General features: G+C 65.7%; 19 protein-coding genes. 10 read left to right on the top strand and 9 right to left on the bottom strand.

What is annotated here, in order from left to right; translation table 11 throughout:
- Positions 1–6 precede the first annotated feature (6 nt).
- The 3 genes from arsC to AEB_RS06135 are packed head-to-tail and all read right to left on the bottom strand — an operon-like array spanning position 7 to position 1,671.
- Positions 7–351 (bottom strand): arsenate reductase (glutaredoxin), encoded by a 345-nt coding sequence (gene arsC / locus AEB_RS06145; RefSeq protein ID WP_119082392.1) that lies wholly within the window; start codon positions 349–351, stop codon positions 7–9.
- Entirely contained in the window at positions 348–902 is a 555-nt protein-coding gene (locus AEB_RS06140) for a (2Fe-2S)-binding protein (RefSeq protein ID WP_119082391.1), read from the bottom strand. The genes arsC and AEB_RS06140 overlap by 4 nt, the downstream gene beginning before the upstream one ends.
- Before the next feature lie 13 nt (positions 903–915).
- The gene (locus tag AEB_RS06135) at positions 916–1,671 is read right to left on the bottom strand and encodes a class II aldolase/adducin family protein (protein WP_119082390.1); all 756 of its coding nucleotides are present in this window, start codon (positions 1,669–1,671) and stop codon (positions 916–918) included.
- Positions 1,672–1,787: 116 nt separating this feature from the next.
- On the opposite strand from AEB_RS06135, the gene AEB_RS06130 reads away from it, so the two are divergent.
- The 9 genes from AEB_RS06130 (at position 1,788) to AEB_RS06090 (ending at position 11,541) form a co-directional block, all read left to right on the top strand.
- On the top strand, positions 1,788–2,333 hold the full coding sequence (locus tag AEB_RS06130) for a VOC family protein (RefSeq protein WP_119082389.1): 546 nt from the start codon (positions 1,788–1,790) through the stop codon (positions 2,331–2,333).
- A 13-nt stretch (positions 2,334–2,346) separates the two neighbouring features.
- Positions 2,347–3,597 (top strand): MFS transporter, encoded by a 1,251-nt coding sequence (locus AEB_RS06125; RefSeq protein WP_119082388.1) that lies wholly within the window; start codon positions 2,347–2,349, stop codon positions 3,595–3,597.
- 72 nt (positions 3,598–3,669) lie between these two features.
- A complete protein-coding gene (locus AEB_RS06120; RefSeq protein WP_172593016.1) occupies positions 3,670–4,614 on the top strand; it encodes a helix-turn-helix domain-containing protein in 945 nt (314 codons plus the stop codon).
- A 160-nt stretch (positions 4,615–4,774) separates the two neighbouring features.
- Positions 4,775–7,285 carry a TonB-dependent receptor gene (locus AEB_RS06115; RefSeq protein WP_119082386.1) on the top strand — a complete coding sequence of 837 codons (2,511 nt, stop codon included), beginning with the start codon at positions 4,775–4,777 and terminating at the stop codon, positions 7,283–7,285.
- A gap of 87 nt (positions 7,286–7,372) precedes the next feature.
- Positions 7,373–7,915: a 2,4'-dihydroxyacetophenone dioxygenase family protein gene (locus AEB_RS06110; protein ID WP_119082385.1), complete on the top strand. Its 543-nt coding sequence runs from the start codon at positions 7,373–7,375 to the stop codon at positions 7,913–7,915.
- 13 nt (positions 7,916–7,928) lie between these two features.
- Positions 7,929–8,468 carry a 2,4'-dihydroxyacetophenone dioxygenase family protein gene (locus AEB_RS06105; RefSeq protein WP_119082384.1) on the top strand — a complete coding sequence of 180 codons (540 nt, stop codon included), beginning with the start codon at positions 7,929–7,931 and terminating at the stop codon, positions 8,466–8,468.
- A 51-nt stretch (positions 8,469–8,519) separates the two neighbouring features.
- Entirely contained in the window at positions 8,520–9,368 is an 849-nt protein-coding gene (locus AEB_RS06100; protein ID WP_119082383.1) for an SDR family NAD(P)-dependent oxidoreductase, read from the top strand.
- Positions 9,369–9,416: 48 nt separating this feature from the next.
- Complete coding sequence (locus tag AEB_RS06095) at positions 9,417–10,535, top strand: NAD(P)-dependent alcohol dehydrogenase (protein ID WP_119082382.1); 1,119 nt, start codon at positions 9,417–9,419, stop codon at positions 10,533–10,535.
- A 4-nt stretch (positions 10,536–10,539) separates the two neighbouring features.
- On the top strand, positions 10,540–11,541 hold the full coding sequence (locus AEB_RS06090; RefSeq protein WP_119082381.1) for an alcohol dehydrogenase catalytic domain-containing protein: 1,002 nt from the start codon (positions 10,540–10,542) through the stop codon (positions 11,539–11,541).
- Here AEB_RS06090 and AEB_RS06085 read toward each other — a convergent pair.
- The 4 genes from AEB_RS06085 to AEB_RS06070 form a co-directional block, all read right to left on the bottom strand.
- Positions 11,538–11,855, bottom strand: a complete 318-nt coding sequence (locus tag AEB_RS06085) for a winged helix-turn-helix domain-containing protein (RefSeq protein ID WP_119084490.1) — start codon at positions 11,853–11,855, stop codon at positions 11,538–11,540. The genes AEB_RS06090 and AEB_RS06085 overlap by 4 nt on opposite strands.
- 68 nt (positions 11,856–11,923) lie before the next feature.
- On the bottom strand, positions 11,924–12,718 hold the full coding sequence (locus AEB_RS06080) for a response regulator (RefSeq protein ID WP_119082380.1): 795 nt from the start codon (positions 12,716–12,718) through the stop codon (positions 11,924–11,926).
- 588 nt (positions 12,719–13,306) lie between these two features.
- Positions 13,307–13,744 (bottom strand): response regulator, encoded by a 438-nt coding sequence (locus AEB_RS06075; RefSeq protein WP_119082379.1) that lies wholly within the window; start codon positions 13,742–13,744, stop codon positions 13,307–13,309.
- Positions 13,745–13,828: 84 nt separating this feature from the next.
- The gene (locus AEB_RS06070) at positions 13,829–14,983 is read right to left on the bottom strand and encodes an N-acetyltransferase (protein ID WP_119082378.1); all 1,155 of its coding nucleotides are present in this window, start codon (positions 14,981–14,983) and stop codon (positions 13,829–13,831) included.
- A 132-nt stretch (positions 14,984–15,115) separates the two neighbouring features.
- Here AEB_RS06070 and AEB_RS06065 point away from each other — a divergent pair, with 132 nt between their 5' ends.
- Entirely contained in the window at positions 15,116–16,201 is a 1,086-nt protein-coding gene (locus AEB_RS06065; protein ID WP_119082377.1) for a fatty acid desaturase family protein, read from the top strand.
- A 7-nt stretch (positions 16,202–16,208) separates the two neighbouring features.
- On the opposite strand, the gene lptG is transcribed toward AEB_RS06065, so the two are convergent.
- Positions 16,209–17,309, bottom strand: a complete 1,101-nt coding sequence (lptG, locus tag AEB_RS06060) for an LPS export ABC transporter permease LptG (protein ID WP_119082376.1) — start codon at positions 17,307–17,309, stop codon at positions 16,209–16,211.
- A complete protein-coding gene (lptF, locus tag AEB_RS06055; protein ID WP_119082375.1) occupies positions 17,299–18,549 on the bottom strand; it encodes an LPS export ABC transporter permease LptF in 1,251 nt (416 codons plus the stop codon). Before lptF ends, lptG begins: the two co-directional genes overlap by 11 nt.
- Positions 18,550–18,571 lie beyond the last annotated feature (22 nt).

Here is an 18,571-nt window from a genome sequence, read left to right as displayed (position 1 = left end):
CCCGCTTCACAGGATTTCCTCGACCCGCTCCATCGGCCGGCACAGGCGCACGCCCCGTTCGGTTTCGACCAGCGGCCGTTCGATCAGGATCGGTTCGGCTGCCATGGCGGCGAGGATGTCCGCATCCGATGCATCCGGCAGGCCGCGCTCCTCCGCATCCGTCCCACGCAGCCGCAGCCCGTCGCGCGGGCTCATCCCGGCATCGCGATAGAGCTGCGCCAGCTTTTCGGCCGAGGGCGGGTTCTTGAGATATTCGATCACCGCCAGCTCCACGCCGGGCCGCTCCTCCAGCAGCGCCAGCGTCTTGCGCGAGGTGCCGCATTTGGGGTTGTGCCAGATGGTGGCCTTCATTCCTGTCCTCCTTGCTCAGGCGCGCGCATCGCCGGCACGGCGGCGGCGGCATCGCGCGCATCGATCCCGGGTGCCGGGGCGGCGCTGATCTGTTCCGCCCGACGCGCCACGCGTCCGGCGCGCTGGATCGCGGTGACCAGCCGCGGATAGACTCCGCAGCGGCACAGGTTCGGAACAGCCCCATATATTTCTTCTTCGCTTGGGTTGGCGTTGCGTGCCAGAAGCGCGGCCGCTGCAATGGCTATTCCGGGGGTGCAGAATCCGCACTGGATCGCCTGCTCTGCCACCAGCGCCTGCTGCACGGGGTGCGAGCGATCGTGCGAAAGCCCTTCGATCGTGGTGACATAGCGCCCCTCCGCCTCGGCAATGGTGATCAGGCAGCTGCGCAGCGCCGCGCCATCCACCAGCACCATGCAGGCCCCGCAATCCCCCACCCCGCAGCCATATTTCGTGCCCGTGAGATTGGCGGCATCGCGCAGCGCCCACAGCAGCGGCGTCTGCGGGTCCAGATCGAACTGCACCGGCCGGCCGTTTACCGTCATGCGCGACATGGGGCTGCGCCTACTACTCGCGCCAGCTCGTGTCCATGCGGTCCAGCTTGCGCACCCAGGCTTCAAAGTCGGCGCGGCCGAAATCCTTCAGCGCCACCTCGTCACGGTCGCGCTGGTGCACCGCCACCACCTCCGGCGGCACGGTGACCGGCCGGCCCAGGGCGCAGGTCTTTACCTGAATCTCGCAGGCGCGCTGGAGCATGTAATAGTTGAAGAACATCTCGTAGAGCGTCTCCCCCAGCACCACCGGCCCGTGGTTGCGCAGCATCAGCACGCGCTTGTCACCCAGATTGCGCAGCAGCCGCTCCCCCTCCTCCGCGCGCACGGTGATGCCTTCGAAATCGTGATAGGCCACATTGCCCGCGAAGAAGCAGGCGTAGAAATTGGTCGGCGTCAGCCCGTCCGCACTGCTGCATACGGCCATGGCATCCGGCGTATGCGTGTGGACAATGGCATGCGCCCAATCGAGCGCGCCGTGGAACAGGCCATGCTGGGTGAAGCCGGCCTTGTTCACCGGCCAAGGGCTGGCGCAGAGCTTGTTCCCCTGGCTGTCGATCTTGACGAGGTTGGAAGCCGTCACCTCGCTCCACAACAGGCCATAGGGATTGATGAGGAAGGCTTCTTCCCCCGGCACGCGCAGGGTGATGTGGTTGTAGATCGATTCGGACCAGCCCATCATGTCGAAGATGCGATAGCAGGCGGCAAGCTCCTGCCGCGCGGTCCATTCGGCTTCGCTGCAGCTCTCCTGCTGCCTCGGCTGCGTGGCCATTTCGCGCTCCTTTCCCGTCTGTTCTTGGCCGGTCCTAACACGCGGCGATTGACTTTGTCGCCCCGATTGGCGAGCCATGCAGCGAGACCGGCGAAGTGCCGGCCGGGAGGGAATGGATGACTGGTGTGCTCGGCTATGGCCAGCCAATGGGCGGCGTGGCACAAACGGCCTTCGTGGTGCCGGATTTGCGGGAGGCGGTGGACCGCTGGATAGCGGACATGCGCGCCGGCCCCTTCTTCATTCTCGATCATTTCCTGGTGCCGGGCCAGACCTATCGCGGCGAGGAAAGCCGCGCCGACATCACCATCGCCATGGGCTTCGCCGGCCATATGCTGATCGAACTGATCCAGCCGCTGGACAGCCACCCCAGCGTCTATCAGGAAACCATCGCCCGGCGCGGCTATGGCTTCCACCATTTCGGCATCGCCTGCGCGGATGTGGACGCCGCCAGCCGCGATTATCAGGCTCGCGGCTATCACGAGGCATTCCGCGCTGCCGTGCCCACGGGTGGGGAAGTGGTCTATCTGGACAACGGTACCGGCGCGGACTGGGGCTTTCTGGAACTGCTGCCGGTGACGCCGGGCATGGACGGCACCTTCACCCGCTTCTGGGAGGCATCGCGCGGCTGGGACGGCAGCGATCCCGTGCGGTCGTTCCTGTAAGGGCGGCCCGGCGATGACCATCGTGCCCACCCGCCGCGGCGACGGCTACCAGACCTGGCTCACCCTGCTGCTGAGCCTGAACTTCGGCATCCTGTTCTTCGACCGGCAGGCGGCCAATTTCATGATGCCCTTCATTCAGGAGGACATGCAGCTCACCAACACGCAGATCGGCCTGCTGTCCTCCGGCCTGTCGCTCACCTGGGCACTGTCCGGCCTCACCGTGGGGCCGCTGTCGGACAAGCTGGGTTCGCGCAAGCCGATTGTGGTGGGCGCCACCGTGCTGTTCTGCCTCTGCTCCATGCTGTCCGGCATCGCCGGCAGCTTCCTGCTGCTGCTGGGCGCGCGGCTGCTGATGGGCGCGGCCGAAGGCGGCGTGATGCCGATCAGCCATGCGATGATCGTATCCGAAGTGAAGCCGAAGTGGCGCGGCACGGCCATGGGCGTCGGCCAGAACCTCGGCTCCAACCTGCTCGGCTCCACCGCCGCCCCCTTGATCCTCGTGCCGATCGCCATCGCCTTCAGCTGGCGCGAGGGGTTCTTCTTCGCCGCCGTGCCGGGCCTGATCTCCGCAGCGCTGATCTGGTTCACCCTGCGCGAACCGCCCAAGGGGCTGGAGACCGAAGGGCAGCCGGAGCGGGAGCGGGTGCCGATCACGCGGGCACTGGCCAACCGCAACGTGCTGCTGTGCGCGCTGATCGCTGTGCTGCTGGTCTCCTTCCTGGTGGTGACCTGGGCCTTCATGCCGCTCTATCTCACCCAGCTGGCCGGCTTCGATGAAGCGGTAATGGGCTGGATCATGGCGGCGCTGGGTATCTCGGCCGGGGTGAATGCCTTCCTGGTGCCGTGGATTTCGGACCAGATCGGCCGCAAGCCCACCTTCATCGCCGTGTGCCTGATGGGCATGATCCTGCCGCTGGCCGCGCTCTATTATCAGGGCGGCAGCTGGTTCGTGTTGGCGGTGCTGTTCTATTTCGGCTGGTCGCTGAACGGGATTTTCCCGCTGTTCATGGCCACGGTCCCCGCGGAAAGCGTCGATCCGCGGCTGACCGCGACGCTGACGGGCATTGTGATGGGGATCGGCGAGGTGCTGGGCGGGGTGTTCAGCCCCACGCTCGCCGGTGCGCTGGCCGATGCCTATGGCCTGCGTTCGGTGATGTGGTTCCTGATGGTGTTGACGATGGCCGCCTTCGCCCTCTCGCTTCTGCTGGAGGAAAGTGCGCCGGGAGTAAGGGAGAAGCGCGGGCTCTATCCGCTGGTCGCCTAGGCGCCGGCACACGCCGCCAGGGCGGGACATGAAATGCACAGGGGGAGGTCTGTTGCAGGGAGTGAATGTCCAATGGCCGTGATCGCAAGATTCGCAACGTCCGGCATCGCTGTCGATGATCGGCTGCGATACTGGAATACCGTGGCCGACGAGGTGTTCTGCGGCACCTTCGTGAATGCTGAACGCCACCGTTTCGAAGGCGAGATGTGGAGCTGGAGTGTCGGCGATCTCGACATGATCCGCACGCGCTCCGTCCAGGCCTCGGTCGGTCGCCGCCCGCTCGACCGGGTGGAAGAGCGGGTGATCATGCACATGCAGTGGCGCGGAACCGGGCAGCACACCCAACGGGGGCGCGAAACGCGGCTGGAACCGGGCGACTTCGTGATCGGATCGCCGCACAGCCCCTACCACTTCGACCTGTCGGCCCACGAGATGATGGTGGTGGAATTCCCGCGGCAGGCCCTGCAGGAGCGGATTCCCGATCTGGACGACGCGCTGGCCCAGCGCCTCTCGGGCCACTCGCCGGCCGCGCGCGTGTTCAACGATTTCCTCCTGTCGCTCTGGCGCCAGGCGGAGGCTGCCAGCGAAGATCCCGAATGGAGCGAGGGGATCAGCCGCGTGTTCTACGATCTGGCCGCCATGGCGATCCGCGACGCGCGCCACGGCACCAGCGATGGAGGGCGGCAGGATGCCCCGCTGTGGCGGCAGGCCTGCGCGGTGGTCGACGCGGGCCTCGCCGACCCCGATCTGAACACCGGTTCCATCGCGGCCGAACTCGGCACCTCCGTGCGTACGGTGCAGAACCTGTTCGCCCGCGCCGGCACCACGCCTTCGGCAGCCATCCTGGAGCGTCGGCTGAAGCGCGCGGCGGAGCGGCTGATCGCAGAGCCGGGCGCGACGATCACCGACATCGCCTTTGCCCATGGCTTCAACGACAGCGCCTATTTCACGCGCTGCTTCCGGCAGAAATACGGCGCCTCCCCCCGCGAGTGGCGGCTGGCGCGGCACGCGCATTAGCGCGGCCGTGAGAGGACGGCGCCCGCCCTGCTTGCGCCGCTGTCCTGCCCTGCTGCGCGCCAGTGCAAGCGTGGCGCGCACCATTGGACTATCGTGCACAGAAGTGCCGACATGCGCGGCCGATAAAAAAGACGAATCGCATGTGTTTGGGAGAACAATCATGAGAATCACGCAGGTTTCGCTGGCCGCGCTGGCTTTCGCCATGGCCGTGCCCGCCCATGCGCAGGACAGTCAGACCGAGGCAGCGCCGGAGGAAGCCTCCGGCGGTATCCGCGAGATCGTGGTGACGGCACAGAAGCGCGCGGAAGACGTGCAGGACGTGCCGATCGCGATCAGCGCCTTCGACGCCGAAGCGCTGCAGGAACGGGCCGTGGGCAACGTCTCCGCGCTCTCCGCCATTACCCCCAACGTGACGCTGGACGCATCGACGCCCTTCTCCGGCTCCAGCGCCGTTTTGGGCGCCACGATCCGCGGCATCGGGTCCAGCGACTTCGCCTTCAACATCGACCCCGCGGTGGGTGTCTATCTCGACGGCGTCTATCTCGGCCGCTCGATCGGCGCCAATCAGGATCTACTCGATGTGGAGCGGATCGAAATTCTGAAAGGCCCACAGGGTACGCTGTTCGGCCGCAACACCATCGGCGGCGCAATTTCAATCGTCACCCGCAACCCGGGCGACGAGTTCCGCGTGACGGGCGACCTCACCGTGGGCAGCTTCGAACGGATGCAGGTGCGCGGGATGATCGAACTGCCGATCACCAAGGGCCTGTCCTCCTCCCTAGCATTCGGCATGCTGAAGCGCGAAGGCTACCAGAAGCGCGTGGCTTACCCCGGCGATGCTGGCGATTACGATTCCTGGGAGCTGTTCCCGGCGGCCGGCTATCAGAATGCCAGCAAGCAGGGCGGCGATGACAACTGGAACCTGCGCGGCAAGCTGCGGTGGGACGATGGCGGCGCGCTGCGCGCCACGCTGACGGGCGACTTCACCAAGATCGACCAGGAATCGACCGCGAACACCGTGCTCGATATCCTCGACGACAATCCCGGCGCCTTCTTCGCCTTCCTCTACAACACCTGCATCAATTCCACCCCGGCGCAGATCGCCGCCAGCCCGGTGGGCGATCTCAGCAATGTCTGCGGACCGCGCAGCAGCACGGCGGGATACAACACCATCGCCGGGCTCGGCAGCCGCAACGTGGACGGCGATCCGCTGAACGACGTCGCCCCGATCGACGATCGCTGGGTCAACACCGATATCGACAAGACCTATGCCACCGGCAACAACTTCTCCAAGCTGGAGCAAGGCGGCGTCGCGCTGGATCTCGAATATGATCTGACGCCGGACCTGATGCTGAAATCCATCTCCTCCTATCGGAAGATCGACTTCGCGGCCGGTGTCGACCTCGATAACTCCCCCCTGCCCGTCCTGCAGACCAGCTTCACCGTGAAGCAGGAGCAGTGGAGCGAGGAAGTGCAGCTCACCGGCTCCGCGCTGGACGATGCGCTGAACTTCGTCGTCGGCGGCTATATCTTCAACGAGAAGGGCGACCTGCGCGACTTCGTGACCTTCGCGGGCGGGCTGCTGCAGGTGGACGGGCCGGGCACGGTGGACACCACCGCCTATGCCGCCTTCGGGCAGGTGGACTGGCGTGTTTCGGACCTGATCGGCTTCACGCTGGGCGGCCGCTGGACGAAGGAAGACAAAAGCTACGTCGGCGCCCAGTCGGACGTGAACGGCATCAACTACAAGTTGGCCGGCTGCATGGAGACCGGCCCGGACGGCCTGCCGAGCGAAGCCTGCGCAGCGGCGTTGGGCTTCCCGATCCCGAGCCAGCCCTTCCGCTACTATCCACTCGAACCCAACGACCAGGACTTCAAGGACTTCTCCTTCAAGGCGGGCGTGCAGGTTTACCCGACGGAAGACGTGATGGTCTATGGCTCCTTCAGCCAGGGCTACAAGACGGGCGGCTGGACCACGCGCCTGTCCAACCCGCTCCCGGTGGCGCCGACCTTCGGCGAAGAGCAGGCGGAAACCTGGGAAGCGGGCATCAAGTCCACGCTCATCGACCGGCGGCTGCAGCTCAATCTGGCGGCTTTCTCCACCAAGTATGAAGGCATCCAGCTGAACTTCCAGGAAGGCGTCTCGCCCACGGTGAAAAATGCCGGCAATGCCCGCATCAAGGGCTTCGAGCTGGAGGCGCAGGCCGCACCGGCGGACAATTTCACCATCACCGCGTCGGTCGGCTATCTCGATGCCTATTACACCAATGTCGATACGCCGGCGCAGGTGCCGCCCAGCGATCTGCAACTGGGCGTGTTCTCCGGTGCGGATCTGCCCAAGGCGCCCGACTGGAAGATCAACATCGCCCCGCGGCTGGAAGTGCCGATCGGCAGCGGTTCCCTCGTGATGCTGGCGGACTGGACGCACACCACCGGCATGCGCAACGACACGGAAGGCACCATCCTGCTGCTGCGCCCGTCCACCGACATCATCAATGCCAGCGTCAGTTACGAGCCCGATCACGGCAATTGGAATCTGACCGTGGGCGGGACCAACCTGACCGACGAGCGTTATCTGGTTACCGGCCAGGCGCAGATCGGCGGCGGGGTGATCTACGGCACCTACAGCCGCCCGGCCGAATGGTACGCGCGGATCGGCTTCGAATTCTGAAGCCGGCCGTGGTTTAACGGGAGGGGGCAGGCCGCAAAGGCCGCCCCCGCGCCTTGCGAATGATTATACGAGTAAGTTGGAGAGATCATGCCCGAAGCCCCCACGACAGAGCCCTGGAAGGGCACGCCGCCCGTGCCGCACGCGCTGCGGCCGGGCGCGATGCCGGAAGCCTATATGGCCAAGATCGCCGAGGGGGACGAACGCCTGTGGGTGCCCATCGGCCGGCCACAGGTGGAAGGCGTCTATTCGAAGCCGGTGTGGATCAGCCCCACGCTCAACATGTGGGCCGACGTGCTGATGGCGGAGAAGCCCTGCATCGTGAACCGCCACTATCACCCCAAGCCCATCTGGGCCTACACGATCAGCGGCAAGTGGGCCTATCTGGAGCATGACTGGACGGCCACGGCGGGCGATTTCATCTTCGAGACGCCGGGGGAAAGCCACACGCTCGTCTCCTATGAGCATCCCGATCCGATGAAGGTCTTCTTCGTCGTGTCCGGCCCGCTGATGTGGCTGGACGAACAGGGCAATTCGGTCGGCCATTATGACGTGTTCGACTATATGAAGGATGCCCGCGCGCATTATGACTCGGTCGGCCTGCCCGACCATCTCGATACGCTGATCCGCTGAACGGAGAGAAGCGATGGCAAGCGTGATGAAGGCCCCGCCCTCCACGGTGAAGGAAATCGTGGACGTTCCCTTCAACTACAAGGATCTGGTGGCGCAGCGATCCCCCGGCGGCCGCTATATCGACATGGAAAGCGATGCCGACAGCCCGTGGGTTCCCTTCGGCGAAGCGGCGGCGATCAAGCACTTGTCCTTCGATGTGCGGCAGAACGCCTATTCCAACATCCTGTGGATGAAGGGACCGGGCACGATCGGCACCCATTTCCACCGCGGCACCGTGACCATGGTCTGCATCACCGGCTCGGTGCGGTATCTGGAATATGACTGGGTGGCGACGCCGGGCGGCCTGATCCTGGAAGTCCCCGGCGAAAGCCACACGCTGGTGACGGAGCACCCCGATGGCTGCAAGCTGTTCGGCTGGATGACCGGGCCGATCGAATTCTATGACGACAAGGCCAATTTCATCGAGACGGTGGATGTGTGGTGGATGATGAACCACTACGAAAGCTACTGCCGCGAACAGGGCCTGCCGATCAATCCCAAGCTCTATCTGTAAGGCGCTCTTCCCGGCGGGCAGCCGCCTGCCTGTGAGCGAGCAGGAGGATCCATGAAAACGCTCGATCAATTCAACGTCGCCGGGCGCAGTGCGCTCGTAACGGGTGCGGCCTCCGGCCTCGGCCTTGCCTATGCCGAATGCATGGCGGAAGCCGGCGCCCGGGTTACGCTGACCGATCTCGATGCCGAAGGCGCGGAACGCGAAACGAAGCGGCTGGCGGATGCCGGTTACGACGTGCGCTGGGAAGCCTGCGACATTGCCGATCTCGATCAGGTGGCCGCCGCGGTGGATGCGCATGTGGCGGCGTATGGCGGGCTGGACATCTGCTTCGCCAATGCCGGGCTGGACGTGGGCAACGGCTTCTGGAGCCCGGAAGGCAAGCGCAATCCGGATGGCCAGATCGACGTGTACGACAAGGCCCGGTGGGACAAGTCCATCGGCATCAATCTGACCGGCTGCTTCCACACCGTGCGCGAGGCAGCGCGGGCGATGAAGGCCAACGAACAGCGGGGCGGGCGACGCGGCGGCTCCATCGTCATCACCAGTTCCAACGCGGCCGAAGTGAACGAGGCGATCGTCGGCGTGCCCTATATGGCCGCCAAGGCGGGCGTGAAGCATTTCATGCGCCACGCCGCCTATGAACTGGCCGCCTATGGTATTCGCGTGAACGCGATCGCGCCCGGCCCCTTCGTCACCAACATCGGCGACGGCTGGGTGAAGAAGAATCCCGCGGCAAAGAAAGCGTGGGACGAGCTGGTGCCGGTAGGCCGGATGGCCGAAACCTACCAGATCAAGCCGCTCGCCCTGCTGCTTGCCAGCGACGCCGGCAGCTACATGACCGGGGCGCATGTGATGATCGACGGGGGGATGCAGCTCGGCCCGATCAAGCCGCTGGACTGACTGGCCCACAGCGCCCACCATGGCTGCCCAAGCAAGAGCGAGATCCAAGTGAACATCCATGCACAGGCCGCGATCTGCCGCGGCAACACCGAACCCTTCCGCATCGAAGATGTGGTTCTCGACGATCTCCGGCCCGACGAGCTGCGCATCCGCGTGGTCGCCTGCGGCATCTGCCACACCGATCTCGCCGTGCGGGACGAGCAGCTGCCCGTCCCCCTGCCGGTGGTGCTGGGGCATGAGGGCGCCGGGATCGTGGAGGCGGTGGGCAGCGATGTGACCGTGGCCGCCCCGGGGGACCGGGTGGTGATGAGCTTCAATTCCTGCGGCCATTGCCCCAGCTGCGCGGTGGATGCGCCGACCTATTGCTACGAATTCTTTCCGCACAATTGGTCCGGCACGCGCGCGGATGGCAGCGCCACGCTCTATCGTGACGGCAAGCCGGTGAATGCGAATTTCTTCGGCCAGTCCAGCTTTGCCACGCAGGCAATCGCGCATCAGCGCAATGTGGTGAAGGTGCCCGCATCGGCGGCGGATATTCCGCTGGAGCGGCTGGCCCCGATCGGCTGCGGCCTTATGACCGGCGCGGGCGCCGTGTTGCGCGCGATGAAGGTGCGCGCCGGGCTGCCCATTGCGGTGTTCGGCGCCGGCACCGTGGGCATCGCCGCGATCATGGCGGCCAAGATCGCGGGCGCCGACCCGATCATCGCGGTGGACGTGCATGAGAGCCGCCTCGCCCTGGCGCGCGAACTTGGCGCGACGCACAGCTTCAACGCGCGCGAGGATGCGGTGGGCAAGATCCGCGAGCTGTGCCCGCAGGGGCTGGGCTATGCTTTCGACACCACGGGCATCAACACGGTGATCCAGGGCGCCTGGGGGCTGCTGGCGCCGATGGGCATCTGCGGCATCGTGGGCGCCAGCGATCCGGCCGCGCAGCTGACCTTCAACGAGGCGGAGTTCATGGGCGGCGGACGCCGGGTGATGGGCATCCTCGGCGGCGACAGCGATCTGGTGACTTTCCTGCCCGAACTGATCGAGCATCACATCGCCGGCCGCTTCCCCTTCGAACGGCTGATCCGCTATTTCGAATTCGACGAGATCAACGAGGCGATCGAAGCGAGCGAAAGCGGCGAGGTGGTGAAGCCGGTGCTGCGGATCGGCACGGAATAGCCCAGTGAAGGCGGCGACGTTTCAGGCCCTGCACCAGCCGCTCGCGCTGGAGGATCTGCCCGACCCCACCCCGTCGCGCGGCGATGTGGTGGTGCAGGTGGGCCGCTGCGGCATCTGCGGCAGCGACCTCCACATGACCGAGGACGCCGCCTATGGCTGCCGCCACGGTGACATACTGGGCCATGAATTCGCCGGCGAGGTGGTCGCGGCCGGAGCCGATGTCGAGGGGCTGAAGACGGGCGATCTCGTCTCCGTGATCCCGCTCAAGAGCTGCGGCACCTGCGAGCATTGCCGGAAGGGCGAGGTGCAATGGTGCGCCGGCTTCGGCCTGCAGGGCGGCGGCTATGCCGAATATGCCCTCACCCGCCCCAACCAATGCGTGAAATTGCCGCAAGGCCTCTCGCTGGCGGATGGCGCGATCATCGAACCGCTGGCCGTGGCGCTGCATGGCGTGAACCTGTCCGGCCTGCAGAGCGGCGACCGGGTGCTGGTGCTCGGCGCCGGCCCGATCGGCCTCGCGGTGGCGTTCTGGGCGCGGCGCTTCGGCGCGGGGCGGGTGGCAGTGCAGGACATCGCCGACCACCAGCAGCAGCGCGCGCTGGACATGGGCGCGAATGTGTTCGTGGTCGATCCTGCCGATCCGGTGGGCAGCGCGGAGGCGGCGCTGGGTGGCAAGGCCGATATCGTGTTCGAATGCGTGGGCGTGCCCGGCCTCGTTGCGCAGGCGGTGGAACAGCTGCGCCCGCGCGGTACGATCCTGCTGCTCGGCCTCTGCACCAGGCCCGATACCTTCAACAGCTTCGCCATGCTGTCCAAGGAGGTGCGCCTCGTCACCAGCGCCTTCTTCACCGTGGCCGAATATCGCGCGGCGCTCGATGCGCTGGCCGCCGGCGCCATCGAGCCGCGCCTGCTGGTGAGCGACACGATCGCGCTGGATGACGTGCCGGCGGTGTTCGAAAGCCTCAAGCAGCGCAGCGGGCAATGCAAGGTGCTGATCGCGCCCTAGCTTCCCGGCGGCAGCGGCTCGTCGCGGATCGCCGCTTCCAGCGCATCGCGCGCGTCCCCCGCCAGATCGCCCGCCAACCGCGCCGTCAACGCGCGATAGGCAGCCAGCGCCGCCTCGCCCTCGGGCGTGACGCGGGCACCCGCGCCCTTCCCGCCGCCGGGCTGCGCCGCCACGAGCGGTTCGCGGAAACAGCGGTTCATCGCATCGACCAGCAGCCAGCCACGCCGGTAGCTCATGCCGAGCGCGCGGGCGGCGGCCGAGATCGACCCCTCCCGCGCGATGGCATCGAGCAGATCGGCCTTCCCCGGCCCCATTGCGATCTCTTCGCCGCAATAGAGCTGGAGCTTGAGCTTGAGGCGGGCCACCCCCCGGCCTCTGCCAGTTAGTCGAGCGGGCGGCTGGAGCCGAAGAACAGCGCCTGGCTGATCGCCGCGCGCACGGTGTCCTCGTGGAACGGCTTGGTGACCAGATAGGTCGGCTCCGGCCGGTCGCCCGTCAGCAGCCGCTCCGGGTAGGCGGTGATGAAGATCACCGGCACGCTGTCGATGGCGAGGATATCGTCCACCGCGTCCAGCCCGGAGGAGCCATCGGCCAGCTGGATATCCGCCAGCACCAGGCCCGGCGTCTTTTCGGCGACCACATCCTGCGCCTGGGTGCGCGTGGCGGCAGTGCCGCAGATGTCGTGGCCCAGCGAGCGGACGAGGTCTTCCAGCTGCATGGAGATCAGCGGTTCGTCCTCGATGATGAGCACACTGGTGGTGTTCTCGCGCTCGATCTCGTCGATCGCCTCGGCCACCAGATCGCCGATCGTCTCTTCATCCACGCCCATGATCTCCGCCGCTTCGTCGCGGTTGAAATCTTCGACCGTGGTCAGCAGCAGTGCCTGCCGGCTGAGCGGGGTGATCTTGCTGAGCTGCGCCTGCGCGCCGCTTTCATGCGGATTGAGGTCGCCGTCCTCCGGCCCCACATCGAGATAGGCGCTGGACCATACCTTGTTGAAGGCACGATAGAGCGGCACGCGGCCGCCACGGAGCGAACTTGCCAGTTCCTCATCCGCCAGGGCGGCTTCGAGGGTAGCGCGAACAAAAGCATCGCCGGTGCTCTGCGACCCTGTGAGCGCACGAGCATAGCGACGGAGAAACGGTAGATGTGCGGCGACTTCTGCCCCGATTGACATTAGGATCCCTTCCCGAAAAGCACGGTTGGCGGTTAACGCCCTGCGGTAGCGAATGTTCCGGATCAGGCAAGCTCCGGGCGTTTTGGAAGGCTCGGCGAGGACGGTCACGGGAGCAGCGGAAATTTTTCTCGATTTTTTTGCACCCCCGGGAACCGCTTTTCGGGACGCTCATTTAGCTCATGTCACCGCCGATACCCCCCTCCCGTCCAAGCGGCTGGTGATACGATCCCGAGAGGCCTCCGCTCCCCCCGAGCGGAGGCCTTTTTCTTTGCGGCGATGCCGGACTGGATTCTCGCCTGCGCGGGATGACGATGGGAATGTAAGCAGCAATGCGGTTTAGGCGCAGGTGCCCCGACCGGGCTTGGCCTAAAATAAACCACCCCCGCTCAGCCTGAGCCTGTCGAAGGCCACGCGCTACCCTCCACCCCTGTCGCAAACCTCGTGCGCGTCCTTCGACAGGCTCAGGACGAGCGGGTGTGGGGCACCGGCTCACCCTCCACGAGCCCACCCGCGCATGCTGAGCCTGTCGAAGCATGCGCGCCAGCCTCACCCCGCGAGGGGACGCATGCCAACGCAATGATCAGAAAATTAGCCGCGGGCGTTGCGGAGCAGCGAGAACAGGCCGCGCTTGGTGTTGTCCCCGGCCAGCACATCGGCCAGCGTGGCGGGGTCATAGGGCTTTTCGAACACCGGCCCCATCGCCGCGATATCGGGCGGGATTGCTTCGGGTGAACCGGTGGAGAAGACAATGCGCGGCTGGCGCACGCCGAGCATTGTGACGAGTTCGGCCAGTTCCCAGCCGGCGTCGCAATCGCCCAGATGGACATCCAGAACGACTGCGTCGGCCGTGCCGGCTTCCAACGCCTTCATCGCACAGGCGGCGGTGGGGCATATCACCACCTCGGCGGCACCTCGGGCCAGCAGGGCCTCCTCGATCTCCAGCGCCAGCACGGGATCATCTTCGACGACGAGGACCCGGCCGAGATCCGCCCGTTCCTTCCCTCCTGCCTGAAGATCGCTGCCCATCACTGCCTTTCCGGCGGGCAACGCTGCCCGCAACCCTGATGGTAAGGGAATGCCCGCAGGGGGCCGGCGTTCCCCTGCCCCGGCCTACAGCGCCTTGGAATAGATGCGATATTCGCGGTTCATCTTGCTGTCGATCGCATCGGCAATGGCGATCATGCCCTTGTTGTCTTCCAGCACCCAGCCGATCTCGCCGCGCTTCGCATCATGGGCGCTCACGGCATAGCGCCGGATGTATTCGATCATCATGAAGGCGATCTGGCTGGCCAGCCGGCTGTTCTGCAGGCGGCGCTTCACCCCCATCAGCGGCACGCGGAAATCGGCGCGGGGGTTGCGCAGCCACCACAACAGCTTGATCCAGTTGAAGGGGAACAGCCGGCCTTTCATCGGCTTGATCGCTGCATTCACGTCCGGCAGGGCCATCATGAAGGCCACCGGCTCCCCATCCAGTTCCGCGATCATGTTCGCGCCGGGCTTGATCAGCGGCTTCAGCTTCTTCGCACCATAGGCCTTCTCGGCCTCGGTGAAAGGCACGAAGCCCCAATTGCCGGACCAGGCATCGTTGAGGATGTCGATGATGATCGCCGCATCGCGGGCAAACTCTTTCGGGTCCGCCTCGCGCACCACGATCGACTTGTTCTTCTCTCCGGAGGCGACGATTCGCTGGATCAGCGGCGGGAATTCCCTGGCCACCGGCAGTTCAAAGGTGAGCAGTCGCTTGGCGGTTTCATAGCCCGCGCTTTCGATCCAGCCCTGATATTGCGGCAAGTGGTGCCCCATCATCACCATGGGCGGATGATCGTGGCCATGCACCAGCAGGCCCGGCTCCTCCCAGATCGACAGGCTGATCGGCGCCAGCACCCGCGTCATCCCCTGTTCGCGCAGCCAATCCTCCGCCCGGGCGATCAGGGCGTGCGTCACCGCCTCGTCCTCCGCCTCCAGCAGGCCCCAATTGCCGGTGCCGGGCCCCATGCCCTGTTCCGGCGGCTGAGCCAGCGCCAGCTCATCGATATGGGCGGAGATGCGCCCCACCACCTTGCCGCCGCGGCGGGCGAGGAACAATTGCATGCGCGCATGTTCGTGAAACGGGTTCTTCCCCGGCGTCAGCAATTCGAACACCTCGGCCCGCAACGGCGGCACCCAATTTTGATCTGCCTCATTCAATCGATAAGCGAGATCGACGAATTCATTGAGCTCACGCTTGCCGCTTACCGGGACAATATCTATTTCCTGCGCTGACACTTATGGGCCTCGTTCAGTTTTGGTTGGGCCTTGCTGTGCTTCAAGGCCGGAAAGATGCGGCCCCGGCGCCGCCAGCAGCCGGCTCTCCGCTCGCGAATACCGGTCGCGAGCCAATTCGGAAAATGGAATCTGATGTCTTCGATACCTGCCTTCCCGATCGCCGATGCCGAGCCGCAGGCCGTGCGGCGCGTGGCGCTGTCCGCCACCCCGGACGATCGGCAGATGCTGCGCGCCGCGGCGGAGCTGACGCGGGACATCAACGAGGCGCGGCCGGAAATCTACTGGCCGGACATGCTGCTGTCCGCGGCCCTCGGCTATGCGGCCCTGGCAGGTGCGATTCTGATCGCCAATCCGGTGCTGGCGGTGGCCAGTGGCATCGTGTCGGTGCTGGCGCTCTACCGCGCCCTGCTGTTCATCCACGAGATTTCGCATTTCCATCGCACCGCCCTGCCCGGCTTCCGCACTGCGTGGAATCTGCTGGTCGGCATTCCGATGCTGACGCCCAGCTTCATGTATGAAGGCGTGCACACGCTGCATCACGCGCGCCAGCGCTATGGCACGGTGGAGGATCCCGAATATCTGCCGCTGGCGCTGATGAAGCCGTGGTCGCTGCCGCTGTTCCTGCTGGTTGCGCTGCTCGCGCCGCCGGCGCTGGTGATTCGCTTCGGCATCCTGTCCCCGCTGGGCGCGATCTTCCCGCCGCTGCGCCGCTTCGTGTGGGAACGCTTCTCCGCCCTGTCCATCAATCCCGCTTTCCGCCGTCGCCCGGCGGAGGGCGAACAGGCCCGCCGCTTCCTGTGGCAGGAAGTGGGCGCCAGCATCTGGGCGATGGCCCTGATCGCCAGCATTTTCTGGCTGGGATGGCGCCCGCTGCTGATCGCGCTGGGCGTGGCCTCCATCGTCGCGGTGTTCAATCAGCTGCGCACGTTGGTTGCCCATCTGTGGGAGAACGAGGGGGAACAGATGACGGTGACCGGCCAGTATCTGGATTCGGTGAATGTGCCGCCGCCCTCCCCCATGGCCGCGCTCTGGGCGCCGGTGGGGCTGCGCTATCACGCGCTGCATCACCTGCTGCCCAGCCTGCCCTATCATTCGCTGGCCGAAGCGCACCGCCGGATCAGCGCCGAACTGGGCGCGGATTCGACCTATGGCCGCACCAGCTACAAGAGCATGACCTTCCTGGTCCTGCGCATCGCGCGCAGCACGATGAAGCGCTGAGCGGCCGCTATTCCTCGGTGCGGATCAGCACCGTTTCGCCGATCAGCAGGAACAGCACGAAGGGCGCCCAGGCGGCGAGCAGCGGCGTGTATCCGCCGAAGCTGCCGAGCGCGAGCGCGGCATTGTCGACCACGAAATAGGCAAAGCCCAGCGCCATGCCGATCACCGCGCGCGCGAAGAGATGGCCCGACCGGGCGAGGCCGAAGCCCGCCACCGCGCCGAGCAGGGGCATCAACAGGGCCGAAAGCGGGCCCGAAATCTTGTGCCACCACTTGCCGCGCAATTCCCCCGTCATCCGCCCGCTCTCGCCCAGCGCCTCGATTGAGCGGCGCAGCTCGAACAGGTTTTCGGAATCGGGATCGACCTTCCGCAGGGCGATCTGCTCCAGCCTCAGGTCCGGGGCGATCAGCACCGGCTCGGTCGCGACCTCCTGGCTCGCAGTGCCCACGTCGAAGATGCGCGCGTCCTTCAGCAGCCAGCCGGGGTTGGCCCACACCGCTTCGCTGCCGCGCAGCTGGCGCACGATCATGCCGGTGTCGTCCGCCTCGTAATAGCTGATGCCCCGCATCACGGTGTTGGCGCCCGACCCGCTGATGGTGGAGGCCAGCAGGATATCGTTGCCATCGTTCATGTAGACATTGGCGCGGACGTCGGGATCCTTGGGAATCGGGCCATATTCCGCATTCTCCCACGCCGTGAGCGCCCCCGTGGCGCGGGTGACGACCCGCTCGTTGAAAGCGAAGGTGAACAGGGAAATCACGAAGGCAGTGAGCAGCAGCGGCGCGAGGATCTGGTGCGCGGAAAGCCCCGCCGCCTTCATCGCCACCACTTCGCTGTTCTGGTTGAGCGTTGCCAGCGTGATGATGGTGGCCAGCAGGACCGAGTAGGGCAGGAATTGCTGCACCAGCTGCGGGATGCGCAGCGACACGTAATAGAGGATCTGCTCCTGTCCGTTGCCCGGATGCTCGAGGATGTCGGCGCTGTTGCTCAGCAGGTCGAGCATCATCAGCACCAGCACCAGCATCACCAGCACGGCCAGGATGCGCACCACGAAGGTCTTGGCGAGATAGCGCGTCAGTGTCGCCGAGGGGAAGAAATCAAACAGCATCGGCACTCTCTGGCGGGGGAGCGGGCACGGCGCCCGCGCGCGAGCGGGTGAAGCGGCGGAACAGCGCCAGCACTCGCTTCGCAAGCTTGGCATAGACCGATTCCAGCGCGCCGATCGCCTGCCCGCCCGGCACGAAGGCCACGCGGTAATACATCCAGATCACGGTGGTGCAGAACAATACGAAGGGCGCCCACAGCCCCACCGCCGGGCTCACCTGGCCGATCTCGGCGATGGACTGCCCGTATTGGTTCACCTTGTGATAGGCGACGATGAAGATGATCGAAACGAACACCCCCAGCGCGCTGGTGGATCGCTTCGGCGGGATCGCCAGCGCCACCGCCATCAGCGGCAGCACCAGCATGCTGATCACTTCCACGATGCGATAGTTGAAATTCGCCTGGTTGGCGTCCCGCTCCGCCATGCTGGCATCGGAGCTCCAGCCCATGCGCAACAGTTCGGGCAGCAGATATTCGCGGCTTTCGTCCCCCCGCGCGCGGAAGCGCTCGATCGCCGGCAGATCCACCGGCAGATCGTGCTGCGAGAAGCTGAGCACGCGGGGCGTATCCTTGTCGGAGGCGAGTTCCTGCACGATCGTGCCGTCCGTCAGCCGCAGGATGATCGTGTTGCGGTTCTCGGCATTGGCGAGGAAGCGGCCTTCGCGCGCGGTGATCGCCAGCGCCTGCCCCTTGCTGTCCGCCACGCGGGCGAAGATGCCGATCAGCCGGCGCCCCTCATCCTCGCTCTTTTCGATCCGCAGCGCCACGCGGTCTTCCAGCGTGGTGAATTCGCCCACCTTGATCGAAGCGCCCAGCGCGCCGGAGCGCAGTTCGAACTGCAGCTGTTCATAGCCATAGCGTGCCAGCGGCTGCAAATAGCCCACGATGGCGAAGTTCAGCGCCATCAGCACCAGCGTGATCATATAGGGCACCCGCAGCAGGCGGGTGTAGCTGAGCCCCACGGCGCGCATCACGTCGAGCTCGCTCGATGTCGCCAGCTTGCGGAAGGCGAGCAATATGCCCAGCATCACGCCCAGCGGGATCGCCAGCCCGGCATATTCGGGCACCAGATTGATCAGCATGCGGAACACCACGCTGATCGGCCCGCCCTCGGTGGAGACGAATTCGAACAGGCGCAGCATCTTTTCCAGCATCAGCAGCGAGGCAGCGAGCAGGAACACGCCGATCATCGGCACGAGCACGAGCCGGAGGATGTAGCGGTCAATGGCGGTGATGAATTTCAAGCTCGGGGCAATCGCACTGGCT

This window comes from Altererythrobacter sp. B11, from assembly GCF_003569745.1.
Classification (GTDB): Bacteria; Pseudomonadota; Alphaproteobacteria; order Sphingomonadales; family Sphingomonadaceae; genus Croceibacterium_C.
This window is presented reverse-complemented; position numbering and strand designations above follow the sequence as displayed.